We start from the raw sequence: 17,214 nt of genomic DNA on the forward strand, positions 1-17,214 counted from the left end.
GGTGTTCACAGTGGATTTTGATTTGACACCTGTATTCCAGATAGGAGCAGTAGGGTTCATAACAGCCATCCTGCATACAATCCTGAAGCAGGCGGGCAAGGAAGATATTGCGCATTGGGCAACTCTGGTTGGATTCATCATTGTCCTGTACATGGTGTCCCATTACATCGGTGACTTGTTCTCCGAGGTAAAACGCGTCTTCCTGTTCAACTGAGGAGGGGCTCCAGATGGAGATTGTACAAATAGTCGGACTAGGACTGGTGGCTACGATTCTCGCGCTAGTCATTAAGGAACAGAAGCCGATGTTCGCCTTTTTGCTGGCGATCGCGAGCGGAGTCATCATCTTTTACTTTCTCGTCGGAAAAATAGCAGATGTCATTCGGATTTTGGAAAGATTGGCGGTTCAAGCAGATTTGAACCTTGTGTTTCTGGAAACGATTCTAAAAATCATTGGAATTGCCTACATCGCTGAATTCGGTGCACAGATGACCCGAGATGCTGGACAAGGTGCGATTGCTTCGAAAATCGAGCTCGCTGGAAAAGTTCTCATCCTAGTTATGGCTGTACCGATCATCCAAATCATTATCGAAACAGTGATCGACTTGTTGCCGGCATAAGGGAGGTGGGATGTCCATGGCACACACTTGCAAGCTGATCCTGTTCTTGTTCCTGCTCCTTGCCTTGTTTCCAGTTGCCGTGTCTGCTGCTGTGACACCCGCGGCCGGTCCGATCAATCAAATCGTGCAACAACAGGTCGATCACTTGCAACTAGACCGAGTCGAGCAATACTGGAAACAGTTACAGCGCGACTATAAAGGGTATTTGCCCGACTTGAAATCGCAAGGCTTTATCCAAATCCTCATGCAGCAAGGTGACTTCAGTGTTTCAGGAGTCCTGCAAGGAATGGGCAAGTTCATCTTTCATGAGATTTTGATGAATGGCAAGCTGCTCAGTTCCATCATTATCATTACGGTCTTCGCGATGATTCTCGAAACGATGCAGAACGCCTTTGAACGCAATGCGGTGTCGACAGTGGCGTACTCGATTGCTTATCTCGTCTTGATGGTACTTGCGATCAATAGCTTTCATGTCGCCATTACTTATGCCAAAGACGCAATCGCGAACATGTCAGATTTCATGCTGGCCATGATTCCGCTCGTCATCGCGCTGCTTGCTTCGGTAGGGAATTTGGCATCAGCCACTATGTTTCACCCGCTGATTATTTTCATGATCAACACCAGCGGGATGATGATCTCGTACGTCGTGTTTCCGCTGCTGTTTCTCTCTGCCATGTTATCTATCGTCAGCCTGTTTTCAGAGAGGTACAAAGTAACGCAATTAGCGACCTTGCTTCGCAATATTGCAATGGGTGTCCTTGGCTCATTTCTGACGATTTTTCTCGCCATCATTTCCATACAGGGAGCGACTTCAGCAGTTGCTGACGGGGTCACACTTCGAACAGCAAAATACATCACGGGCAATTTCATCCCGATAGTAGGTCGTGTGTTCTCCGATGCGGCAGATACTGTACTCAATGCCTCGCTCCTGGTCAAAAATGCTGTTGGCTTGGCAGGCGTTTTGATCCTGATCATGCTATGCGCGTTTCCGGCATTGAAGATACTGGTACTGGCTCTGATCTACAATCTGTCATCTGCCGTACTCCAACCGCTTGGAAACAGCCCAATCATCAGTGCGTTAGGTACGATTGGGAAAAGTCTTTTGTTCGTCTTCGCTGCTTTGGCGACGGTAGGCCTGATGTTCTTTTTGGCGATTACGATCATTATTGCGGCGGGCAACATCTCGATGATGGTTCGGTAGGTGATGAGATGACGTGGTTAACACTGTGGTTGAAAAAAATTATCCTGCTCGTCCTTTTGGCTGCCTTCCTCGATCTGATCCTGCCCAATACGACACTGCAACGCTACGTAAAAATGGTGATGGGCTTGATTCTCTTGCTGACGATCATTTCTCCCGTGTTCAGTCTGTTCAGCCTCTCGCAGGAAGATTTGGCCTTTCGTCTGGATCGCTACCAACAAGAGCTGAACAAGCCTGCTTCGGCAGAGTGGAAGCGTATCACTGACAAGCTACTCGGTCAACAAAATCAACAGATGACCGCCTACGTCCAGACACAGGTAGCGTCCTCGGTAAAAGCCAGTGTCAAAGAGCAGTACGGCGTCACTGTCGAAGATGTCACGATTACCGTCAATCAGCAAAATCCGGAACAGCCAACCCTTGAGCGAATTGAGCTGGTAGTTGCTGACACGAACAAGGAAGAGCAAAAAGGGCAGAGCACGATTGAACCGATTAAACCTGTCCAGCCTGTTGAGATTACGATTGGCGAACCGATTCAAATACAACCTGATCCTCAATCAGATATTGCAGCAACAGCCTATCATGATAATCCACTTTATGCGCAAATCACAAACGATGTAGCGAAAGAGTGGGGGCTTTCGAAGAGTCAGGTTGTCATCACGGACGAATCGAAAGAAAGAGAAAAGCAGTAGCGGATACAGTCAGTGAAGTGAGGTGAAAACAATGAACCAATTATGGGAAAAGCTGAAAAGGCTGTTCGTGAAGCAACAAGGCGAGGCGATGCAGGAAGAGAAGAAAATCGTAGTAGGGAGCAAAGGCAAAAACCAAAAACTAAAGCCGATGCATTATTTCATCGTCATATTGGGAATTGGCGTAGCCATCATGATTTTGACGGATTTCCTCAGAGTGGAAAAAGATCAGCCACTCGGATTTGGAGATATAGGGAGTGAGGCACCCGGTCCCTCCGGTGGCGATACAACCTCCCAGGTGCTGGGGGGATCACCGACTACGGATGTCATCGCAGAATATGAAAACATTTACGAGACGCAGCTTCGCGATATCCTCGCTTCTGTTGTCGGCGTAGGCGAAGTGGAGGTCATGGTCAATCTGGAATCAACACCAGAGCTGGTTGTGGAAAAAAACCGCAATATTCGTTCCTCAACCAATCAGGAAATGGACAAAGAAAAGGCAACCCGCAATCAAAATGACCAGTCACGAGATGAGCAGGTAGTCATCATCCAAGGTGGTAAGCAAGATGCACCCGTCATCGTGAAGACGCTGAAGCCGCAAATCCGCGGGGTCCTGGTAGTGGCTAAAGGGGCCGATAACATCCAGGTTAAAGCGTGGATCACTGAAGCCGTACAAAAGGTTTTGGATGTTCCCGCTTATAAAATATCCATTTTGCCCAAAAAAGGGTAGGAGGTAATGACGAATGATTCTGCGAAAGCAAACGGTATGGTTGTTGACAATGCTTGCTGTCATGGTTGTGCTCTCCGGATATTACTTGGTGAAGGGGCCGCAAGACCAGGTCCCAACATCAGGACAAGAGCAAGCCGTCCAGAAACAGGAGCAAATTTCCGGTGTGGTTGTTGAATCCAAGCAAGTAGATCACGCCCCACAAGCAACTCCTGTCGATCAAGCTCCAAAAACAACGCCGGTAGAGGGTAAAAGTGGTACCCAAGAAGCCAAAACTCCTGCTGCACCAGAAGCGAAACCAGCCGCAACGAACACGGTTGTCCCCGTTGCAGAAACAGCGAGTGAAATCTTCCAAGGCTACAAAATGAAACGCGAAGCTATGCTGCAGCAACAAAAAGACGAGCAGCTCGCGATCGTAAACAGCACGGAGTCCTCTCCGCAGGCAGTAGCAGAAGCGATGGCTAAGTTTGAAGAACTGTCCAACACGGAAAGTGCTACAATGACTGCAGAAGAAATGCTCAAAGCGAGCGGCTATCAGGATGCGGTAGTTACCGTCCAAAATGACAAGGCGACAGTCATTGTACAAAAAGATAAATTAAGCGCAAATGAGGTCGTGGAAATCATTGCAAATGTGAAGCAGCACTTAAATATCCCAGCGACAAACATTAACGTACAATACAAGTCATCCTAATAAAAGCTGTGCTACTTTCTCGTTATAAGGGATAAGAGAAACGGGCATGATGGTAAGGATTTTCTCGCTTCTGTTGGAAAAGAAGCGGGGAAATCCTTTCTTGACGTGGTATAGGCAACAGGCTACCATGGATTTATGGTTTGCCAAAAGGATACATAATGGACTCCACGAACCTCTATTGAAAGAAAAGAAGGAGTGCTTGTTCGTAATGAAAATGCATGAAATCCGCGAAATTATTAAGTTAATTGATCAATCATCCATTCAAGAATTTAACTTGGAAACAGAAGGTGCCAAGGTGTCTCTGAAAAAATCCAATGGTACGGAAACGATTGTCGTAACGCAACCAGCGGTTCAAGCTCCTATCGCAGCACCAGTAGCACATATCCCGGCTCAGCCAGTTGTCGCGGCAGCGCCAATCGTAGCAGAAGCTCCGAAAGCAGCAGCTGTACAAGCATCGGATGAAGCAAATCTCCACAAAATTGTATCTCCAATGGTAGGAACTTTCTACAGCGCACCAGAACCAGACAAGCCGGCTTACGTACAAGCTGGTGATAAAGTGACTGCGAGCAAAGTTGTTTGCATCGTGGAAGCCATGAAACTTTTTAACGAAATCGAAGCAGAAGTAAGCGGCGAGATCGTGAAGGTGCTCGTAGAAGACGGCCAATTGGTTGAGTATGGCCAAGCATTGTTTTTGGTGAAGCCAGAATAAGGTGGGGGAGAGCGGAATGTTTCAAAAAGTATTGATTGCCAATCGCGGGGAGATTGCCGTGCGTATTATCCGGGCATGCCGCGAGTTGGGCATTCGTACGGTCGCCGTCTACTCCGAAGCGGATCGAGAAGCGCTTCATGTGAAGTTGGCCGACGAAGCTTACTGTATTGGTCCAAAGGCATCTAAGGAAAGCTATTTGAATATAGCAAACATCATGAGTGTAGCGACCAAGGTAGGGGCAGACGCCATCCATCCTGGTTATGGCTTCTTGGCGGAAAACGCCGACTTTGCCGAGATTTGTACCGCTTGTAACATTACCTTTATCGGTCCAGACCCGGAAGCGATTGTGAAGATGGGGGACAAGTCTACAGCCAAGGATACGATGAAAGATGCAGGTGTACCTACTGTACCAGGTACGGAAGGGCTGATCGAAGATGTGGCTGGCGCTGTTGTCACAGCAAATGAAATCGGCTATCCTGTCATGGTCAAAGCGACGGCGGGTGGCGGCGGACGCGGAATGCGCGTAGCCGTTAACGACGAAGATTTGGAAAAGGCGATCCGTCAAGCGCAAAACGAGGCGAAAACGGCTTTTGGCAATCCAGGGGTTTACTTAGAGAAGTTCGTGGAAGGCCCACGACATGTGGAAATTCAAATCATGGCTGACAAGCATGGCAATGCCGTATACTTGGGTGAACGCGACTGCTCCATCCAACGTCGTCACCAAAAGCTGATCGAGGAAGCACCATCTCCAGCTTTGAGTGAAGAGCTTCGTAGGCAAATGGGTGACGCTGCCGTTGCGGCGGCAAAAGCCGTTTCCTATCACGGAGCGGGCACTGTCGAGTTTTTGCTGGACAAACACGGACAGTTCTACTTCATGGAAATGAATACGCGCATTCAGGTAGAGCATCCTGTAACCGAGCTGGTGACTGGCTTTGACCTGATCAAGGAGCAGCTGACCGTAGCGGCAGGTCAACCATTGTCCTTTACACAAGAGGATATTCAAATGGATGGCTGGTCAATTGAATGCCGCATTAATGCTGAGAATCCTGCGAAAAACTTCATGCCTTCACCAGGTCGTATCACGGAATATTTGGCGCCAGGTGGCTTTGGTGTGCGCGTTGACAGTGCGGCGTATGCGGGATATTCCATTCCGCCATACTACGACTCTATGATCGCCAAACTGATTGTGTGGGGCAAGGATCGTAACGAAGCGATTGAGCGCATGAAACGTGCCTTGAGCGAATTTGTGGTAGAGGGTATTACAACAACGATTCCATTCCATTTGAAGGTAATGGAGCACGAAGTGTTTGTCAGCGGGAATTTCGATACGAAATTCTTGGAAACCTACGACTTGAACCTGGATGAAGAGTAAGTAGGGCTGATTTGTAAAAATACGGTGTGCTTGGTATAATGAAATACAAATTAGAGGGAGGTGCGAAGCATGGAAGAGTTTACTCCAGATTTAGATAGAACAGAACTTGGTAAGGTCCAGATCGCTCCTGAAGTGTTGGAAGTGATCGCCGGCATGGCTGCATCCGAAGTAGAAGGTGTGGCACAGATGAGCGGCGGTTTCGTAGGAGAAATAGCTGAACGTTTAGGCCGTAAAAATATAGCGCGTGGTGTGCGTGTAGAGGTTGGCTCCCGTGAAGCAGCGGTGGATGTATCCATCATTGTCAAATACGGACATCGCATCCCGGAAGTCGCTCGAAATATTCAAGATAGTGTACGCAATGCGATTGAGAGCATGACAGGCCTTTCAGTAGTAGAAGTAAACGTACATATCGTTGATGTTGAGTTGAAAGCAGAAGAAAAAGCGCCGGCACCAGTACCGGTCGAAGATCACCAGCGCGTGCGCTAACAAGCAGCGGATGGATGCCCCCTACGAACAGGGGGCATTTTCCTCATTTGAAAACCTGATTTTGTTTAGGCTTTCAGCGTAAATTCATGGAGTTTTCTGGAGCGTGCCGTGTTTGGCTCCTTTTTCAAACATGGTTGAAAGGAGAGGTGCTTGTGAACTTGTTTGACCGCTTTATCTTGACGATTTACAGCTTTGCGCTCATTGTTTTGTCCTGCATCGCGATAGCAGCTACCAGCGGACTGATCCCGCAAGATTTTTTCCGTCCGTACGTGGATCAGATGCTGACGGGTACGAACATCACCTATCTCATTGTCGCGATTATTTTCCTCGTTGTCAGCCTTCGCTTCTTTTTCAATTCTTTCCGCTCTAACAAGCCTAAAGTAGAACGGGGAATCCGTCAGCGTAGTGATATGGGTGAGGTCAACATTACGATTCAGACAATCCAGACCATTGCTGAGCGTGCAGCCCGCCGTGTGAAAGGAGTGCGCGATATGAAAACGACAGTCAAAGCACTCGAGAGCGGCAATATTATCACCCTGCGTGTTTCGGTAGATGGAGAAACGCCATTGCCTGAACTGACACAGAAGCTACAGGCTGACGTGAAGGAGCAAGTCGAAGGGATTGCTGGTGTTGTCATTTCCGAGGTGGCCATTGTCGTGACGGAAGTAGCTCAGCAGGAAAACTACGCGGCTCGTAAACGGGTGGAATAGAAGGTGAAGTCCATGATGTGGGAGTTATTGTTGGAACACAAGGGGAAGCTAATGGGGATTTTGGCCGGACTTTTTTTCGGCATTATCTACCTTCTCGTGGGATTTTGGGATACACTGGTTTGTGTTGTGTTTGTCGGGACCGGTTATTATATTGGTCGCAAGCTCGATCATAAAGAAGACTTGCGTGAGATACTCGACAAGATTTTGCCAGGCAAGTTTCGGTGACATAAAGAAGGTTCGAGCTCAATCTAATTAGTAGGTGAATGAATGGTATGAAACGAAGAACAGCACGAGAAAAAGTAGTTCAATGTCTTTTCCAAATCGATATGGCAGAGGTTCCGCTAACGGATGCGGTTGCCCTCGTCATGGAAGAATCCGAGGAAAATGCGCAGTATTTGCGTTATCTCCTCGACGGTGTATTGAAAAACTTGACTGAGATTGATGCGGAAATCAAGAAGTATCTGCGTGGATGGCATTTGGAACGCATCGCCAATGTAGATCGAGCTATTCTTCGTCTGGCGTTTTACGAGATCATGTTCGAGCAAGACACTCCTGACAAAGTCGTGATGAACGAAGCGATTGAGATCGCGAAGCTCTTTAGCGACGAGCAGTCCCACCGATACATTAACGGTGTGTTGTCGAGCTTCTTGCAATCGCGTGAAACCAAGCAGGCGTAATAGGTAGGAGATACAAGCATGAGTAAGGTAATGTTGGGCATCGACACGAGCAATTACCGGACATCACTGTGCTTGGCTCAGGAAGACGGCCGAATTGTTGCAGAAGCAAAACGCCTTCTAAAAGTAAAGGAGGGCAAGCGCGGACTGCAGCAATCCGAAGCCGTCTTTCAGCATGTGATAAACCTGCCGGAACTAAGTGAAGAGATGAAGTGGAAGGATTACGAGATTGCAGCGATTTGCGTAAGCGAGAAGCCCCGTCCGCAAGACGGATCGTATATGCCTGTATTTAAGGTAGGAGAGGGCTTGGCGAAATCGTTGGCGACTTACTTGCGTGTTCCCATGCACTTGACGACTCATCAAGAGGGACATATCGCGGCGGGGGAATATACCGCTGAAGTGCGTCCGGCAGAGGACCGCTTTTTGGCTGTACATTTGTCTGGAGGCACCAGCGAGTTGTTATTGTGCGGGCGTCATGCAGCGGGTTATGCCATTGAGAAGATCGGCGGGACGATCGATCTGCACGCTGGGCAGCTGGTGGATCGGATTGGTGTGGCACTCGGTCTGTCCTTTCCTGCCGGTCCTGCGCTGGAGCAATTAGCCAAGGACTCAACAGGTGCATTTCGGATTTCTTCGGCGGTCGATGGGCTTTCCTTTAGTTTTTCTGGTCCAGAAGCGTCGCTTTTGCGTGAAGTGGAGAAGGGAAGTACGAGTCCTGCTGAGATTGCGCGGGCGACGGAGCAATGTATTGCCAATACACTAGAGAAGTCATTGCGCCATGCAGTAGAGCAAGGCTACCCGAAGGGCATCTTGATCGTTGGAGGAGTAGCTGCTAATTATTACATACGTGAGCGGTTAATCAAACGCCTGGAACACCCTGCCGTGAAGGCGAAGCTGTACTTCTGTGACCCCGTTTACTCCGGTGACAACGCCTATGGAGTCGCTATGTTGGGGTGGATGAAGCAAAAGGCGAACATTAAATAAATGAAAACTTTTTATAATTCGGCTTTACAGCTGAAGGGGAAATCGGTACACTTAACGTATCGACGTTGATAAAGGAGGCTTTTTCTCCATGGCTGCAACCATTCTCCAGGGAAAAGAAGTAGCACAGAGCATTCGGGCCGAATTGGCGAACGAAGTAGCTGAATTGAAAAAACAAGGGATCGTACCGGGCTTGACCGTTGTCATTGTTGGCGACGACCCGGCTTCTCACTCCTATGTACGGGGGAAGGCAAAAGGCTGCGAGGAAGTTGGTATTTCATCCGAGATCATCAAGAAGGACGTTGACATCACAGAGGAAGAGTTGTTGGTTATCATTCAACAGTTGAACGAAAATCCGAACGTTAATGGGATTTTGGTTCAGCTTCCTCTTCCTGCTCATATTTCAGAGCATGCGGTAATCGAAGCCATTGCCCCTGAAAAAGATGTGGACGGTTTCCATCCGATTAGCATAGGAAACATGGTGTTGGGAAATGATACCATGCTTCCTTGCACGCCGCACGGGATTATTGAATTGATCAAGCGCACAGGAACCTCGATGGCAGGCAAGCATGCAGTGGTGATTGGGCGCAGCAACATCGTTGGTAAGCCGGTATCGTTGCTCCTGCAACAGGAAAATGCTACGGTAACCATGTGTCATTCTCGTACGCAAAATCTTGAGGAATACACGTTAAAGGCAGACATCCTCGTCGTTGCAACCGGTAGGGCTCATATGATCGGCAAGGAGCATGTCAAACCGGGCGCCGTCGTCATTGACGTTGGTGTGAATCGCATCGAAACGGGTAAGCTGGTTGGAGATGTCAAGTTCGACGAGGTCAAAGAAGTGGCTAGCTTTTTAACCCCAGTTCCAGGCGGTGTTGGCCCGATGACGATTACGATGCTGCTGAAAAATACGGTTGTGGCAGCGAAAAAGCAAGCAAAACAATAGAAGAAAATCTGCAACATATTATAGAATGGATAAGGCATAAGCTTTATCCATTCTTTTGCATAGTTCTTGTTACATGCATGGCAAAGCCAAGTTTTTGTAAAGGAGGGGCCGCATGGCATTGCAAGATATCTTATCAGTCAGTGATCTCAATCGTTATATTAAGCTCGTACTGGAACAGGAACCCCACCTGCAAGATATATGGGTGAGAGGGGAAATCTCCAATTTTACCCACCATTCCAGCGGTCATATGTATTTCACGCTAAAGGACAAGCAGTCACGCATCAAAGTCGTCATGTTTGCGAGCTATAACCGCTTCCTACGTTTCTTGCCCAAAGATGGGGCAAAAGCGATTGTACGCGGGTCAATTTCCGCATACGAACGGGACGGCGCGTATCAGTTGTACGCCAAAGAGATGCAGCCAGATGGTCTCGGTTCGCTTTATTTAGCATTTGAGCAGTTAAAAGAAAAATTGGCGCAAGAAGGGTTGTTTGCAGCAGAGAGGAAGCGGATGCTCCCGCGTTTTCCCAAGCGTGTCGGTGTCGTCACTTCGCCGACAGGAGCTGCTATCCGAGATATTTGCACGACGATTCGCAGACGGTATCCGCAGGCAGAGATCGTACTTTCACCTGCAGTTGTCCAAGGTGCGGACGCACCGGCATCGATTGTCTCCGCTATTCGGATCATGAATGATCAGCCTGACATAGATGTTCTCATCGTAGGGCGCGGTGGTGGTTCCATCGAGGAGCTGTGGGCTTTTAATGATGAAAACGTAGCGAGGGCGATTGCTGCATCACTCATTCCTGTCATCTCCGCCGTTGGACACGAGACGGATGTGACGATCGCCGATTTCGTAGCAGATGTCCGGGCAGCTACGCCGACTGCCGCAGCTGAATTGGCTGTCCCTCATTATTTGGAATGGGTCGAGAGAGTGCGGCAGCTCGAAATACGGATGCATCGAGCAGTTCGTGGTACCATGACAGAGCAGAGGAACCGTCTGACACGCTTGAGCAATTCGTATGCGATGCGCCAACCGGAACGTAGGCTAGAGGAAGCCGCAGAACGATTGGATCGAGCACAATTACGGATGCGTCAATCGATGAAGCATTTGCTGGAGCGAAGACGCGAACGCTATGCGAGATTAGACGAACAAATCAAGCGCTATCGCCTCGCCGATCAAATCGGGGACAAACGGAAGAATCTAACCAAGCTCCGTGCCACCCTGGACGAACGGATGCTCGGCCGTCTCAACCAAAAAAGAATGGCATTCGCAGCTCGTGTAGCTACATTGGAAGCACTGAGTCCGCTGAAGGTCATGCAGCGTGGATTCTCACTTGTATACACCAATGACAGACTCGTAAAATCGGTGGAACAGTTTGCCCCGGGCGATGAGATCATGGTACGATTAAGTGATGGCAGTGCAACTGCGCGTGTGGAAAAATTGAAGCGGGAGGAGGGGAAGCACAATGGCTCGCAAGAAAACGGAGCAAGAGACTGATATGCAGTTTGAAGACGCGATGAAGCGTCTGGAAGAAGTCGTCAATCGACTCGAAGAAGGGGACATCCCTCTCGAAGAAGCGATTACGCTGTATCAGGAAGGCGTGACTCTTTCCAGAATTTGTGGCCAAAAGCTGGATGCAATCGAAGCGAAGATTACCCAGTTGGTGGAAGAAGACGGACAGGTAAAGCAGAAGGCTTTTCGTGTGGAAGGAGAATAATGATCGGCGTGCATACATTCGAGAGTTATTTGGTGGAGAAGACCAACTATATAGAACAAAGACTCTTGCCAGCACTTGAGCAGCAAGGAGTTCCGGAAAACTTGTATGAATCCATGAAGTATTCGCTCATGGCAGGTGGAAAAAGGTTGCGTCCTATGCTGGTGTTGGCGGTCCTCGAAGCACTGGACAAGCCGATTGAACGGGGGGTGGCATTTGCCGCTGCCTTGGAAATGATACATACGTATTCCTTGATTCACGATGATCTCCCTGCGATGGACGACGATGATCTTCGTCGCGGAAAACCGACCAATCACAAAGTATTCGGTGAAGCAACAGCCATTCTCGCAGGAGATGCTTTGCTGACTAGAGCATTCGCCTACATTGCAGAAGCATACATGGATCGCTCCGATGTTTCAGCGGCTACTACCGTGAAACTGATTGCGGAGCTGGGAAAACGAGCTGGGGCAACTGGCATGGTTGGTGGACAGATGGCTGATATCGAAGGAGAGAGCAAACGCCTTAATCTGGATCAGCTCGAATATATCCATCGTCACAAAACGGGTGATCTCTTGATCGCAGCCTTGCGCGGGGGGGGCTACCTCGCAGAAGCATCCGAAGGACAAATGGAAGCATTGACACGCTATGGTGTATGCATTGGACTTGCTTTTCAAATTCAGGATGACATCTTGAATGTGGAAGGAGATGCCCAAGAGCTGGGGAAAGCAGTTGGCAGCGATGCGGATCGGGAAAAGGCGACATACCCATCGCTTCTTGGTCTAGCCGAATCGAAGGCGCGTCTTGACGAATTGATTGCAGAGGCAAAAGCAGCGCTTGCAGATGCGGGAATTGAGAACTCTGCACTCAGCCCTTTGGCCGACTACGTTCGTGATCGTAATAAATAAGTGAAAGCTGGCAACCCATACGGGAAATGCCAGCTTTTTTGCATACCTACCTATTACAAGCTTTTATCGTCAATGCTATTTAAAAATTGTTCAATCTCGCCAATCACCGATGGTATACTGTCTTCCTCAAATGGAGAATACAGCTTCGCCACTTGCACCAACTCGAGGAACGACTTGCTTCCGCCTTCGCGGCAAAGCGTCAAATAATCCTCCCATGCTTGCTTCGGCTCAGATTGAGATCGTTTCCAAAATTGGAATGCACAAATCTGGGCCAGTGTGTAGTCGATGTAATAGAAGGGGTTTTGAAAAATATGCGATTGCTGTTGCCAGAACCCGCCCTCCTCAAGATACTCATTCTGTGCATAATTGCGATGGGGGAGGTACTTGCGCTCAATTTCACGCCAAGCCCGTTTACGCTCTGTCGGGGTCATATCGGGGTTCTCGTAGATAACATGCTGGAACTCATCAACAGACACGCCGTACGGAATAAACTGGAGTCCGCCACTCAAATGAGAGAATTTGTATTTGTCGGTATCTTCTTTGAAAAAATGCTCCATCCATGGCCAGGTCAAAAACTCCATGCTCATCGAATGTATTTCACATGCCTCATAGGTTGGGAAATGATATTCAGGGACCTCAAAATCTCGGCTTACATACACCTGAAACGCATGTCCTGCCTCGTGCGTGAGTACGTCGATATCATCAGATGTACCGTTAAAATTGGCGAAAATAAATGGAAGCCTGTATTGGCTGATGTATTCACAGTAGCCGCCTGTAGCCTTTCCTTTTTTGCTCAATAGATCTAAACAGTCATTGTCCAGCATGAAGTTGTAAAATTCGTCGGTTTCAGGTGACAACTCGGCATACATCTTTTTCCCGTTTTCCACAATCCATTCCGGCGGGCCTTTGGGGCTTGGATTCCCTGTAGCAAAATCAAAGGAAAGATCGTAATACTCAAGTGTATCGACACCAATGCGCTGGCGCTGACGTTCGACGAGCTTAGACGCTACTGGAACGATGTGCTCAAGCACTTGTTGGCGGAAACTGGCTACCATTTCTGCGTTGTAATCGGAACGGTTCATACGTGCATAGGCTAGCTCCACAAAGCTATTGAAGCCGAGTTTTTTGGCGATGCGTGTGCGTACCTTGACGAGCTGATCGTAAATGCGATCAAATTCGTCCGTATTTTGCCGCATATAATCATACTTCGCTTCATTAGCGCGTTTCCGCATGTCTCTATCTTTCGCGATTGTAAAAGGAACCATTTCTGAAAGGTTTCGCTCTTCTCCTTCAAACATGATTTTGGCAGAAGCTTTTAGAGCGACATATTGACTAGCCAAGCGGTTTTCTTCCTGCAAATCAGTGATAACTTCTGGCGAAAATGTACGGAGTGTGCTCTCCGCGATGCGAAACAGCTGTGCTCCCCATTTTTCCTCCAATTCAGCGCGGAAGGAAGAATCGACGATCGCCTGATAGTAGCGGGAAACGATTCCGGTATACAAAGGAGTTGCTTCATCCCAATAGTCCTGCTCCGCTTTGTAGAAGGGATCCTCTGTATTGATCGTGTGGCGGATTTGTGCGACATACCGTGCAGATTCCACTTCTTGTCGCAGTTTGTTCAATTGAGCCATGCGCGTATCTTGCTCAGAGAAGCTTGTAGCATGTTGAAACGCTTCCAATAATTGCGTGAATTGTCCTTCAACTTTGTCTATATCCATGCGCTCATACTGAATTTGTGAGAACTTCACGGACGTCCACCTCTTTATGTTCGGAGTATGTATTCAAAATCATCTTACCAGAAAATGCAAGATATCGCCTTCATATTCGTATATGTTGATGAAAAGTGGTGTTTTTATTAAGAAACCGTTATAATGAATCAAGCTGAAAATAAGCGAAATCGGCTATAGCAATAAGGAAAGCCGGGTTTTCTAGTGGCTTGATTGATATGCAGCATGCACAATCGCCGGAGAACGAACAGTGGAAAGTGAGGAATACCAGTGCTGCTTACTACTATAAATGATCCTCAAGACTTGAAAAAGTGCACGCAACCGCAGCTACATACATTGGCATCCGAGATCCGTCAGTTTTTAATCGAGACGCTATCGAAAACAGGTGGTCATCTCGCGCCGAATCTGGGAGTCGTCGAGCTGACGCTAGCGCTGCACTATGTTTTTGACAGTCCCAAGGACAAGCTGATCTGGGATGTTGGACATCAAGCATACGTACATAAACTGCTGACAGGACGCCGGGAGATGTTTCCGACCTTGCGTCAGTATAAAGGGCTGTGTGGGTTCCCAAAAATGGTGGAAAGTTCGCATGACGTCTGGGAAACGGGGCATAGCAGTACGTCGTTGTCTGCCGCAATGGGGATGGCGACTGCGCGGGATTTGAAAAAGGAAAAGAATCATGTCATTGCAGTCATCGGTGACGGTGCGCTGACAGGCGGTATGGCTCTGGAGGCCTTGAACCACATCGGTCATGAGCGTAAGAATGTCATCGTTGTGTTAAATGATAACGAGATGTCCATTGCGCCAAACGTTGGGGCCTTGCATAACTACTTGGGTAAAATTCGCTCGACGGAGAATTATCAATGGGCGAAGGATGAAGTCGAAGGATTATTGAAATCCATTCCGGCTGTAGGGGGAAAATTGGCTCACATGGCTGAACGCTTCAAGGACAGCATGAAGTACTTGCTCGTATCTGGCGTTCTCTTCGAAGAGCTCGGCTTTACGTATATTGGCCCAATCGACGGACATAACATGGAGCTGTTACTCGATACATTGAAGACAGCCAAGCATACAAAAGGCCCTGTTTTGATTCATGCCATCACGAAAAAAGGACTAGGCTATGCGCCAGCTGAAGCTGACTCAGTCAAGTGGCATGGTATCGGTACTTATAAAATCGAGTCAGGTGATACACCGAAATCTGCACCAACGTATACGTCTGTTTTTGCAGATACGATGATGAAGCTCGCAGATGAAGACAATTCGATCGTGGCTGTTACTCCTGCGATGCCAGCGGGTTCAGGTTTGATCCCATTTGGACAGAAGTACCCGGACCGATTGTTTGATGTCGGGATTGCAGAGCAGCACGCATGTACATTTGCGGCAGGATTAGCAACACAAGGCTTGAAGCCGGTCTTTGCGATTTATTCGACTTTCTTGCAAAGAGCCTATGATCAGTTAATCCACGATGTCGCGCGCCAAAAGCTCAATGTGATTTTCGCCGTTGACCGTGCTGGGCTCGTCGGAGCAGACGGGGAGACGCACCAGGGGATGTATGACGTGGCATTCATGCGCATCATTCCGAATATGGTCATCATGGCACCGAAGGATGAAAACGAACTGCGTCACATGATGAAGACAGCAGTTGAATATAAAGAGGGTCCGATTTCTTATCGTTATCCGCGTTTGCCAGTTCGTGGCGTCAAAATGGATGATGACTTAAAGGTACTCCCAATCGGAAAAGCCGAGATTGTACGCGAAGGCAAAAACGTGGCGATCCTTTCGTTTGGTCACGTATTTGAAATTGCTGAGGCGGCTGTCAATCAGCTTCAAGAAGAAGGAATCAAGCCGATGCTTGTCAATGCACGTTTTTGCAAGCCTTTGGACGAAGAGCTTTTGTTCCGACTTGCGAAGGAAGGCTACGATATTATTACTGTCGAAGAGGGCTGTGAAATGGGCGGATTCGGCAGTGCTGTCATTGAATGCTACAATCGTGCAGGCTATCACGGAATGACTGTACAGGTTGTCGCGGTACCTGATTATTTTGTCGAGCATGGAAGTGTAAAAGAACAGCGGCAAGAGGTAGGGCTCACAGCTGATAATATCGCTGCTCGTGTCCGAGCCTTGATGCCAATTTCGAAGGGCGTAGTGGAAGCATGAGTGTAAGGAAAGAACGGGTTGATGTTCTCTTGGTCGAAAGAGGCCATTATGAGACTAGAGAAAAAGCAAAAGCAGCCGTAATGGCAGGCCTTGTGCAAGTAGCTGGCGACCGATGTGACAAGCCGGGAACCAAATTTGCCGAGGACGTTGCGATTACGGTGAAGGGCGAGGTACACCCGTATGTGAGTCGGGGTGGCCTCAAGCTGGAAAAGGCATTGCGAGTCTTTGAGATTGATATGAAGGATCGTGTCATGATGGACATCGGGGCCTCTACTGGCGGTTTTACAGACTGTGCGCTGAAAAATGGTGCGCGACTTGTATACGCCATTGATGTCGGGTACGGACAACTTGCGTGGAGCTTGCGACAGGATGAACGGGTAGTGGTCATGGAACGGACAAATTTCCGTCATATGGATCCCGAGGCATTCGAACATGAACGTCCGGATGCGGCATCGATTGACGTATCGTTCATTTCATTGCGACTGATTTTACCCGTGCTGTACCGTTTTTTGAAGGATGGCGGCGATGTTGTTGCGCTAATCAAGCCTCAATTCGAAGCAGGTAAAGAAAGAGTCGGCAAGAATGGAATCGTACGTGATCCAGAAGTACACGAGAGCGTACTGACTGACATTGGACAATTTGCCAGTGGATTGGGTTTCGCACTAAAAGGCTTGGACTACTCTCCTATTACGGGGGGAGAAGGAAACATTGAATTTGTTATGCATGTCCAGAAAAGTGAGGGCGGCATGAATTCGGAAGCATGGTTGCAAAGCCTAACAGAGGTAGTTGCTTCTGCTCATGCGAATTTGAAATAGGATGAAAAACCAAAGCCTCGGGAGTTTTGTCACAATCGAGGCTTTTTATTTATGCATGTGAAGTTGTATACTTGTATATGAGGTTGTTCAAGAAGGATTTC

General features: G+C 48.3%; 20 protein-coding genes. 19 read left to right on the forward strand and 1 reads right to left on the reverse strand.

Annotated features, from left to right (window positions below):
• Positions 1–10 precede the first annotated feature (10 nt).
• From spoIIIAC to ACFYU8_RS00920, 17 genes are all read left to right on the forward strand, one after another.
• Positions 11–214, forward strand: a complete 204-nt coding sequence (gene spoIIIAC / locus ACFYU8_RS00840; protein ID WP_390296704.1) for a stage III sporulation protein AC — start codon at positions 11–13, stop codon at positions 212–214.
• 13 nt (positions 215–227) lie between these two features.
• A complete protein-coding gene (spoIIIAD, locus tag ACFYU8_RS00845) occupies positions 228–617 on the forward strand; it encodes a stage III sporulation protein AD (protein WP_016739903.1) in 390 nt (129 codons plus the stop codon).
• Positions 618–633: 16 nt separating this feature from the next.
• A complete protein-coding gene (spoIIIAE, locus tag ACFYU8_RS00850; RefSeq protein WP_390296701.1) occupies positions 634–1,818 on the forward strand; it encodes a stage III sporulation protein AE in 1,185 nt (394 codons plus the stop codon).
• An 8-nt stretch (positions 1,819–1,826) separates the two neighbouring features.
• The gene (gene spoIIIAF, locus ACFYU8_RS00855; protein ID WP_390296699.1) at positions 1,827–2,504 is read left to right on the forward strand and encodes a stage III sporulation protein AF; all 678 of its coding nucleotides are present in this window, start codon (positions 1,827–1,829) and stop codon (positions 2,502–2,504) included.
• A 31-nt stretch (positions 2,505–2,535) separates the two neighbouring features.
• Positions 2,536–3,231: a stage III sporulation protein AG gene (gene spoIIIAG, locus ACFYU8_RS00860; RefSeq protein ID WP_390296697.1), complete on the forward strand. Its 696-nt coding sequence runs from the start codon at positions 2,536–2,538 to the stop codon at positions 3,229–3,231.
• A 13-nt stretch (positions 3,232–3,244) separates the two neighbouring features.
• The gene (locus ACFYU8_RS00865) at positions 3,245–3,919 is read left to right on the forward strand and encodes a SpoIIIAH-like family protein (protein WP_390296695.1); all 675 of its coding nucleotides are present in this window, start codon (positions 3,245–3,247) and stop codon (positions 3,917–3,919) included.
• Positions 3,920–4,127: 208 nt separating this feature from the next.
• Positions 4,128–4,628, forward strand: a complete 501-nt coding sequence (accB, locus tag ACFYU8_RS00870) for an acetyl-CoA carboxylase biotin carboxyl carrier protein (protein WP_390296693.1) — start codon at positions 4,128–4,130, stop codon at positions 4,626–4,628.
• Positions 4,629–4,644: 16 nt separating this feature from the next.
• The gene (accC, locus tag ACFYU8_RS00875; protein WP_390296691.1) at positions 4,645–6,000 is read left to right on the forward strand and encodes an acetyl-CoA carboxylase biotin carboxylase subunit; all 1,356 of its coding nucleotides are present in this window, start codon (positions 4,645–4,647) and stop codon (positions 5,998–6,000) included.
• Between the two features lie 69 nt (positions 6,001–6,069).
• Complete coding sequence (locus tag ACFYU8_RS00880; RefSeq protein ID WP_390296689.1) at positions 6,070–6,486, forward strand: Asp23/Gls24 family envelope stress response protein; 417 nt, start codon at positions 6,070–6,072, stop codon at positions 6,484–6,486.
• Positions 6,487–6,638: 152 nt separating this feature from the next.
• The gene (amaP, locus tag ACFYU8_RS00885) at positions 6,639–7,196 is read left to right on the forward strand and encodes an alkaline shock response membrane anchor protein AmaP (RefSeq protein WP_390296687.1); all 558 of its coding nucleotides are present in this window, start codon (positions 6,639–6,641) and stop codon (positions 7,194–7,196) included.
• 12 nt (positions 7,197–7,208) lie between these two features.
• Positions 7,209–7,421: a DUF2273 domain-containing protein gene (locus ACFYU8_RS00890; RefSeq protein WP_390297385.1), complete on the forward strand. Its 213-nt coding sequence runs from the start codon at positions 7,209–7,211 to the stop codon at positions 7,419–7,421.
• Between the two features lie 47 nt (positions 7,422–7,468).
• Entirely contained in the window at positions 7,469–7,873 is a 405-nt protein-coding gene (nusB, locus tag ACFYU8_RS00895; protein ID WP_390296685.1) for a transcription antitermination factor NusB, read from the forward strand.
• An 18-nt stretch (positions 7,874–7,891) separates the two neighbouring features.
• Positions 7,892–8,854 carry a tRNA (adenosine(37)-N6)-threonylcarbamoyltransferase complex transferase subunit TsaD gene (locus ACFYU8_RS00900; RefSeq protein ID WP_390296683.1) on the forward strand — a complete coding sequence of 321 codons (963 nt, stop codon included), beginning with the start codon at positions 7,892–7,894 and terminating at the stop codon, positions 8,852–8,854.
• Positions 8,855–8,942: 88 nt separating this feature from the next.
• Positions 8,943–9,797: a bifunctional methylenetetrahydrofolate dehydrogenase/methenyltetrahydrofolate cyclohydrolase FolD gene (gene folD / locus ACFYU8_RS00905; protein ID WP_390296681.1), complete on the forward strand. Its 855-nt coding sequence runs from the start codon at positions 8,943–8,945 to the stop codon at positions 9,795–9,797.
• 112 nt (positions 9,798–9,909) lie between these two features.
• Positions 9,910–11,292 carry an exodeoxyribonuclease VII large subunit gene (gene xseA / locus ACFYU8_RS00910; RefSeq protein ID WP_390296679.1) on the forward strand — a complete coding sequence of 461 codons (1,383 nt, stop codon included), beginning with the start codon at positions 9,910–9,912 and terminating at the stop codon, positions 11,290–11,292.
• Positions 11,261–11,512, forward strand: a complete 252-nt coding sequence (xseB, locus tag ACFYU8_RS00915; protein WP_007725705.1) for an exodeoxyribonuclease VII small subunit — start codon at positions 11,261–11,263, stop codon at positions 11,510–11,512. Before xseA ends, xseB begins: the two co-directional genes overlap by 32 nt.
• Complete coding sequence (locus tag ACFYU8_RS00920) at positions 11,512–12,414, forward strand: polyprenyl synthetase family protein (RefSeq protein WP_390296677.1); 903 nt, start codon at positions 11,512–11,514, stop codon at positions 12,412–12,414. Before xseB ends, ACFYU8_RS00920 begins: the two co-directional genes overlap by 1 nt.
• A gap of 53 nt (positions 12,415–12,467) precedes the next feature.
• Here ACFYU8_RS00920 and ACFYU8_RS00925 read toward each other — a convergent pair whose 3' ends face one another.
• Positions 12,468–14,162: a M3 family oligoendopeptidase gene (locus ACFYU8_RS00925; protein WP_390296675.1), complete on the reverse strand. Its 1,695-nt coding sequence runs from the start codon at positions 14,160–14,162 to the stop codon at positions 12,468–12,470.
• A 249-nt stretch (positions 14,163–14,411) separates the two neighbouring features.
• On the opposite strand from ACFYU8_RS00925, the gene dxs reads away from it, so the two are divergent.
• Both dxs and ACFYU8_RS00935 read left to right on the forward strand, forming a co-directional pair.
• The gene (dxs, locus tag ACFYU8_RS00930) at positions 14,412–16,298 is read left to right on the forward strand and encodes a 1-deoxy-D-xylulose-5-phosphate synthase (protein ID WP_390296673.1); all 1,887 of its coding nucleotides are present in this window, start codon (positions 14,412–14,414) and stop codon (positions 16,296–16,298) included.
• Positions 16,295–17,113: a TlyA family RNA methyltransferase gene (locus ACFYU8_RS00935; RefSeq protein WP_390296671.1), complete on the forward strand. Its 819-nt coding sequence runs from the start codon at positions 16,295–16,297 to the stop codon at positions 17,111–17,113. The genes dxs and ACFYU8_RS00935 overlap by 4 nt, the downstream gene beginning before the upstream one ends.
• Positions 17,114–17,214 lie beyond the last annotated feature (101 nt).

It is taken from the genome of Brevibacillus sp. NPDC003359 (assembly GCF_042878995.1).
In the GTDB taxonomy this organism is placed as follows: Bacteria; Bacillota; Bacilli; order Brevibacillales; family Brevibacillaceae; genus Brevibacillus.

Bases quoted from the DNA above. Each gene is read 5' to 3' on its own strand.
- spoIIIAD (WP_016739903.1), top strand. From the start codon at position 228: ATGGAGATTGTACAAATAGTCGGACTAGGACTGGTGGCTACGATTCTC.
- spoIIIAE (WP_390296701.1), top strand. From the start codon at position 634: ATGGCACACACTTGCAAGCTGATCCTGTTCTTGTTCCTGCTCCTTGCC.
- spoIIIAF (WP_390296699.1), top strand. From the start codon at position 1,827: ATGACGTGGTTAACACTGTGGTTGAAAAAAATTATCCTGCTCGTCCTT.
- spoIIIAG (WP_390296697.1), top strand. From the start codon at position 2,536: ATGAACCAATTATGGGAAAAGCTGAAAAGGCTGTTCGTGAAGCAACAA.
- ACFYU8_RS00865 (WP_390296695.1), top strand. From the start codon at position 3,245: ATGATTCTGCGAAAGCAAACGGTATGGTTGTTGACAATGCTTGCTGTC.
- accB (WP_390296693.1), top strand. From the start codon at position 4,128: ATGAAAATGCATGAAATCCGCGAAATTATTAAGTTAATTGATCAATCA.
- accC (WP_390296691.1), top strand. From the start codon at position 4,645: ATGTTTCAAAAAGTATTGATTGCCAATCGCGGGGAGATTGCCGTGCGT.
- ACFYU8_RS00880 (WP_390296689.1), top strand. From the start codon at position 6,070: ATGGAAGAGTTTACTCCAGATTTAGATAGAACAGAACTTGGTAAGGTC.
- ACFYU8_RS00890 (WP_390297385.1), top strand. From the start codon at position 7,209: ATGATGTGGGAGTTATTGTTGGAACACAAGGGGAAGCTAATGGGGATT.
- nusB (WP_390296685.1), top strand. From the start codon at position 7,469: ATGAAACGAAGAACAGCACGAGAAAAAGTAGTTCAATGTCTTTTCCAA.
- ACFYU8_RS00900 (WP_390296683.1), top strand. From the start codon at position 7,892: ATGAGTAAGGTAATGTTGGGCATCGACACGAGCAATTACCGGACATCA.
- folD (WP_390296681.1), top strand. From the start codon at position 8,943: ATGGCTGCAACCATTCTCCAGGGAAAAGAAGTAGCACAGAGCATTCGG.
- xseA (WP_390296679.1), top strand. From the start codon at position 9,910: ATGGCATTGCAAGATATCTTATCAGTCAGTGATCTCAATCGTTATATT.
- xseB (WP_007725705.1), top strand. From the start codon at position 11,261: ATGGCTCGCAAGAAAACGGAGCAAGAGACTGATATGCAGTTTGAAGAC.
- ACFYU8_RS00920 (WP_390296677.1), top strand. From the start codon at position 11,512: ATGATCGGCGTGCATACATTCGAGAGTTATTTGGTGGAGAAGACCAAC.
- ACFYU8_RS00935 (WP_390296671.1), top strand. From the start codon at position 16,295: ATGAGTGTAAGGAAAGAACGGGTTGATGTTCTCTTGGTCGAAAGAGGC.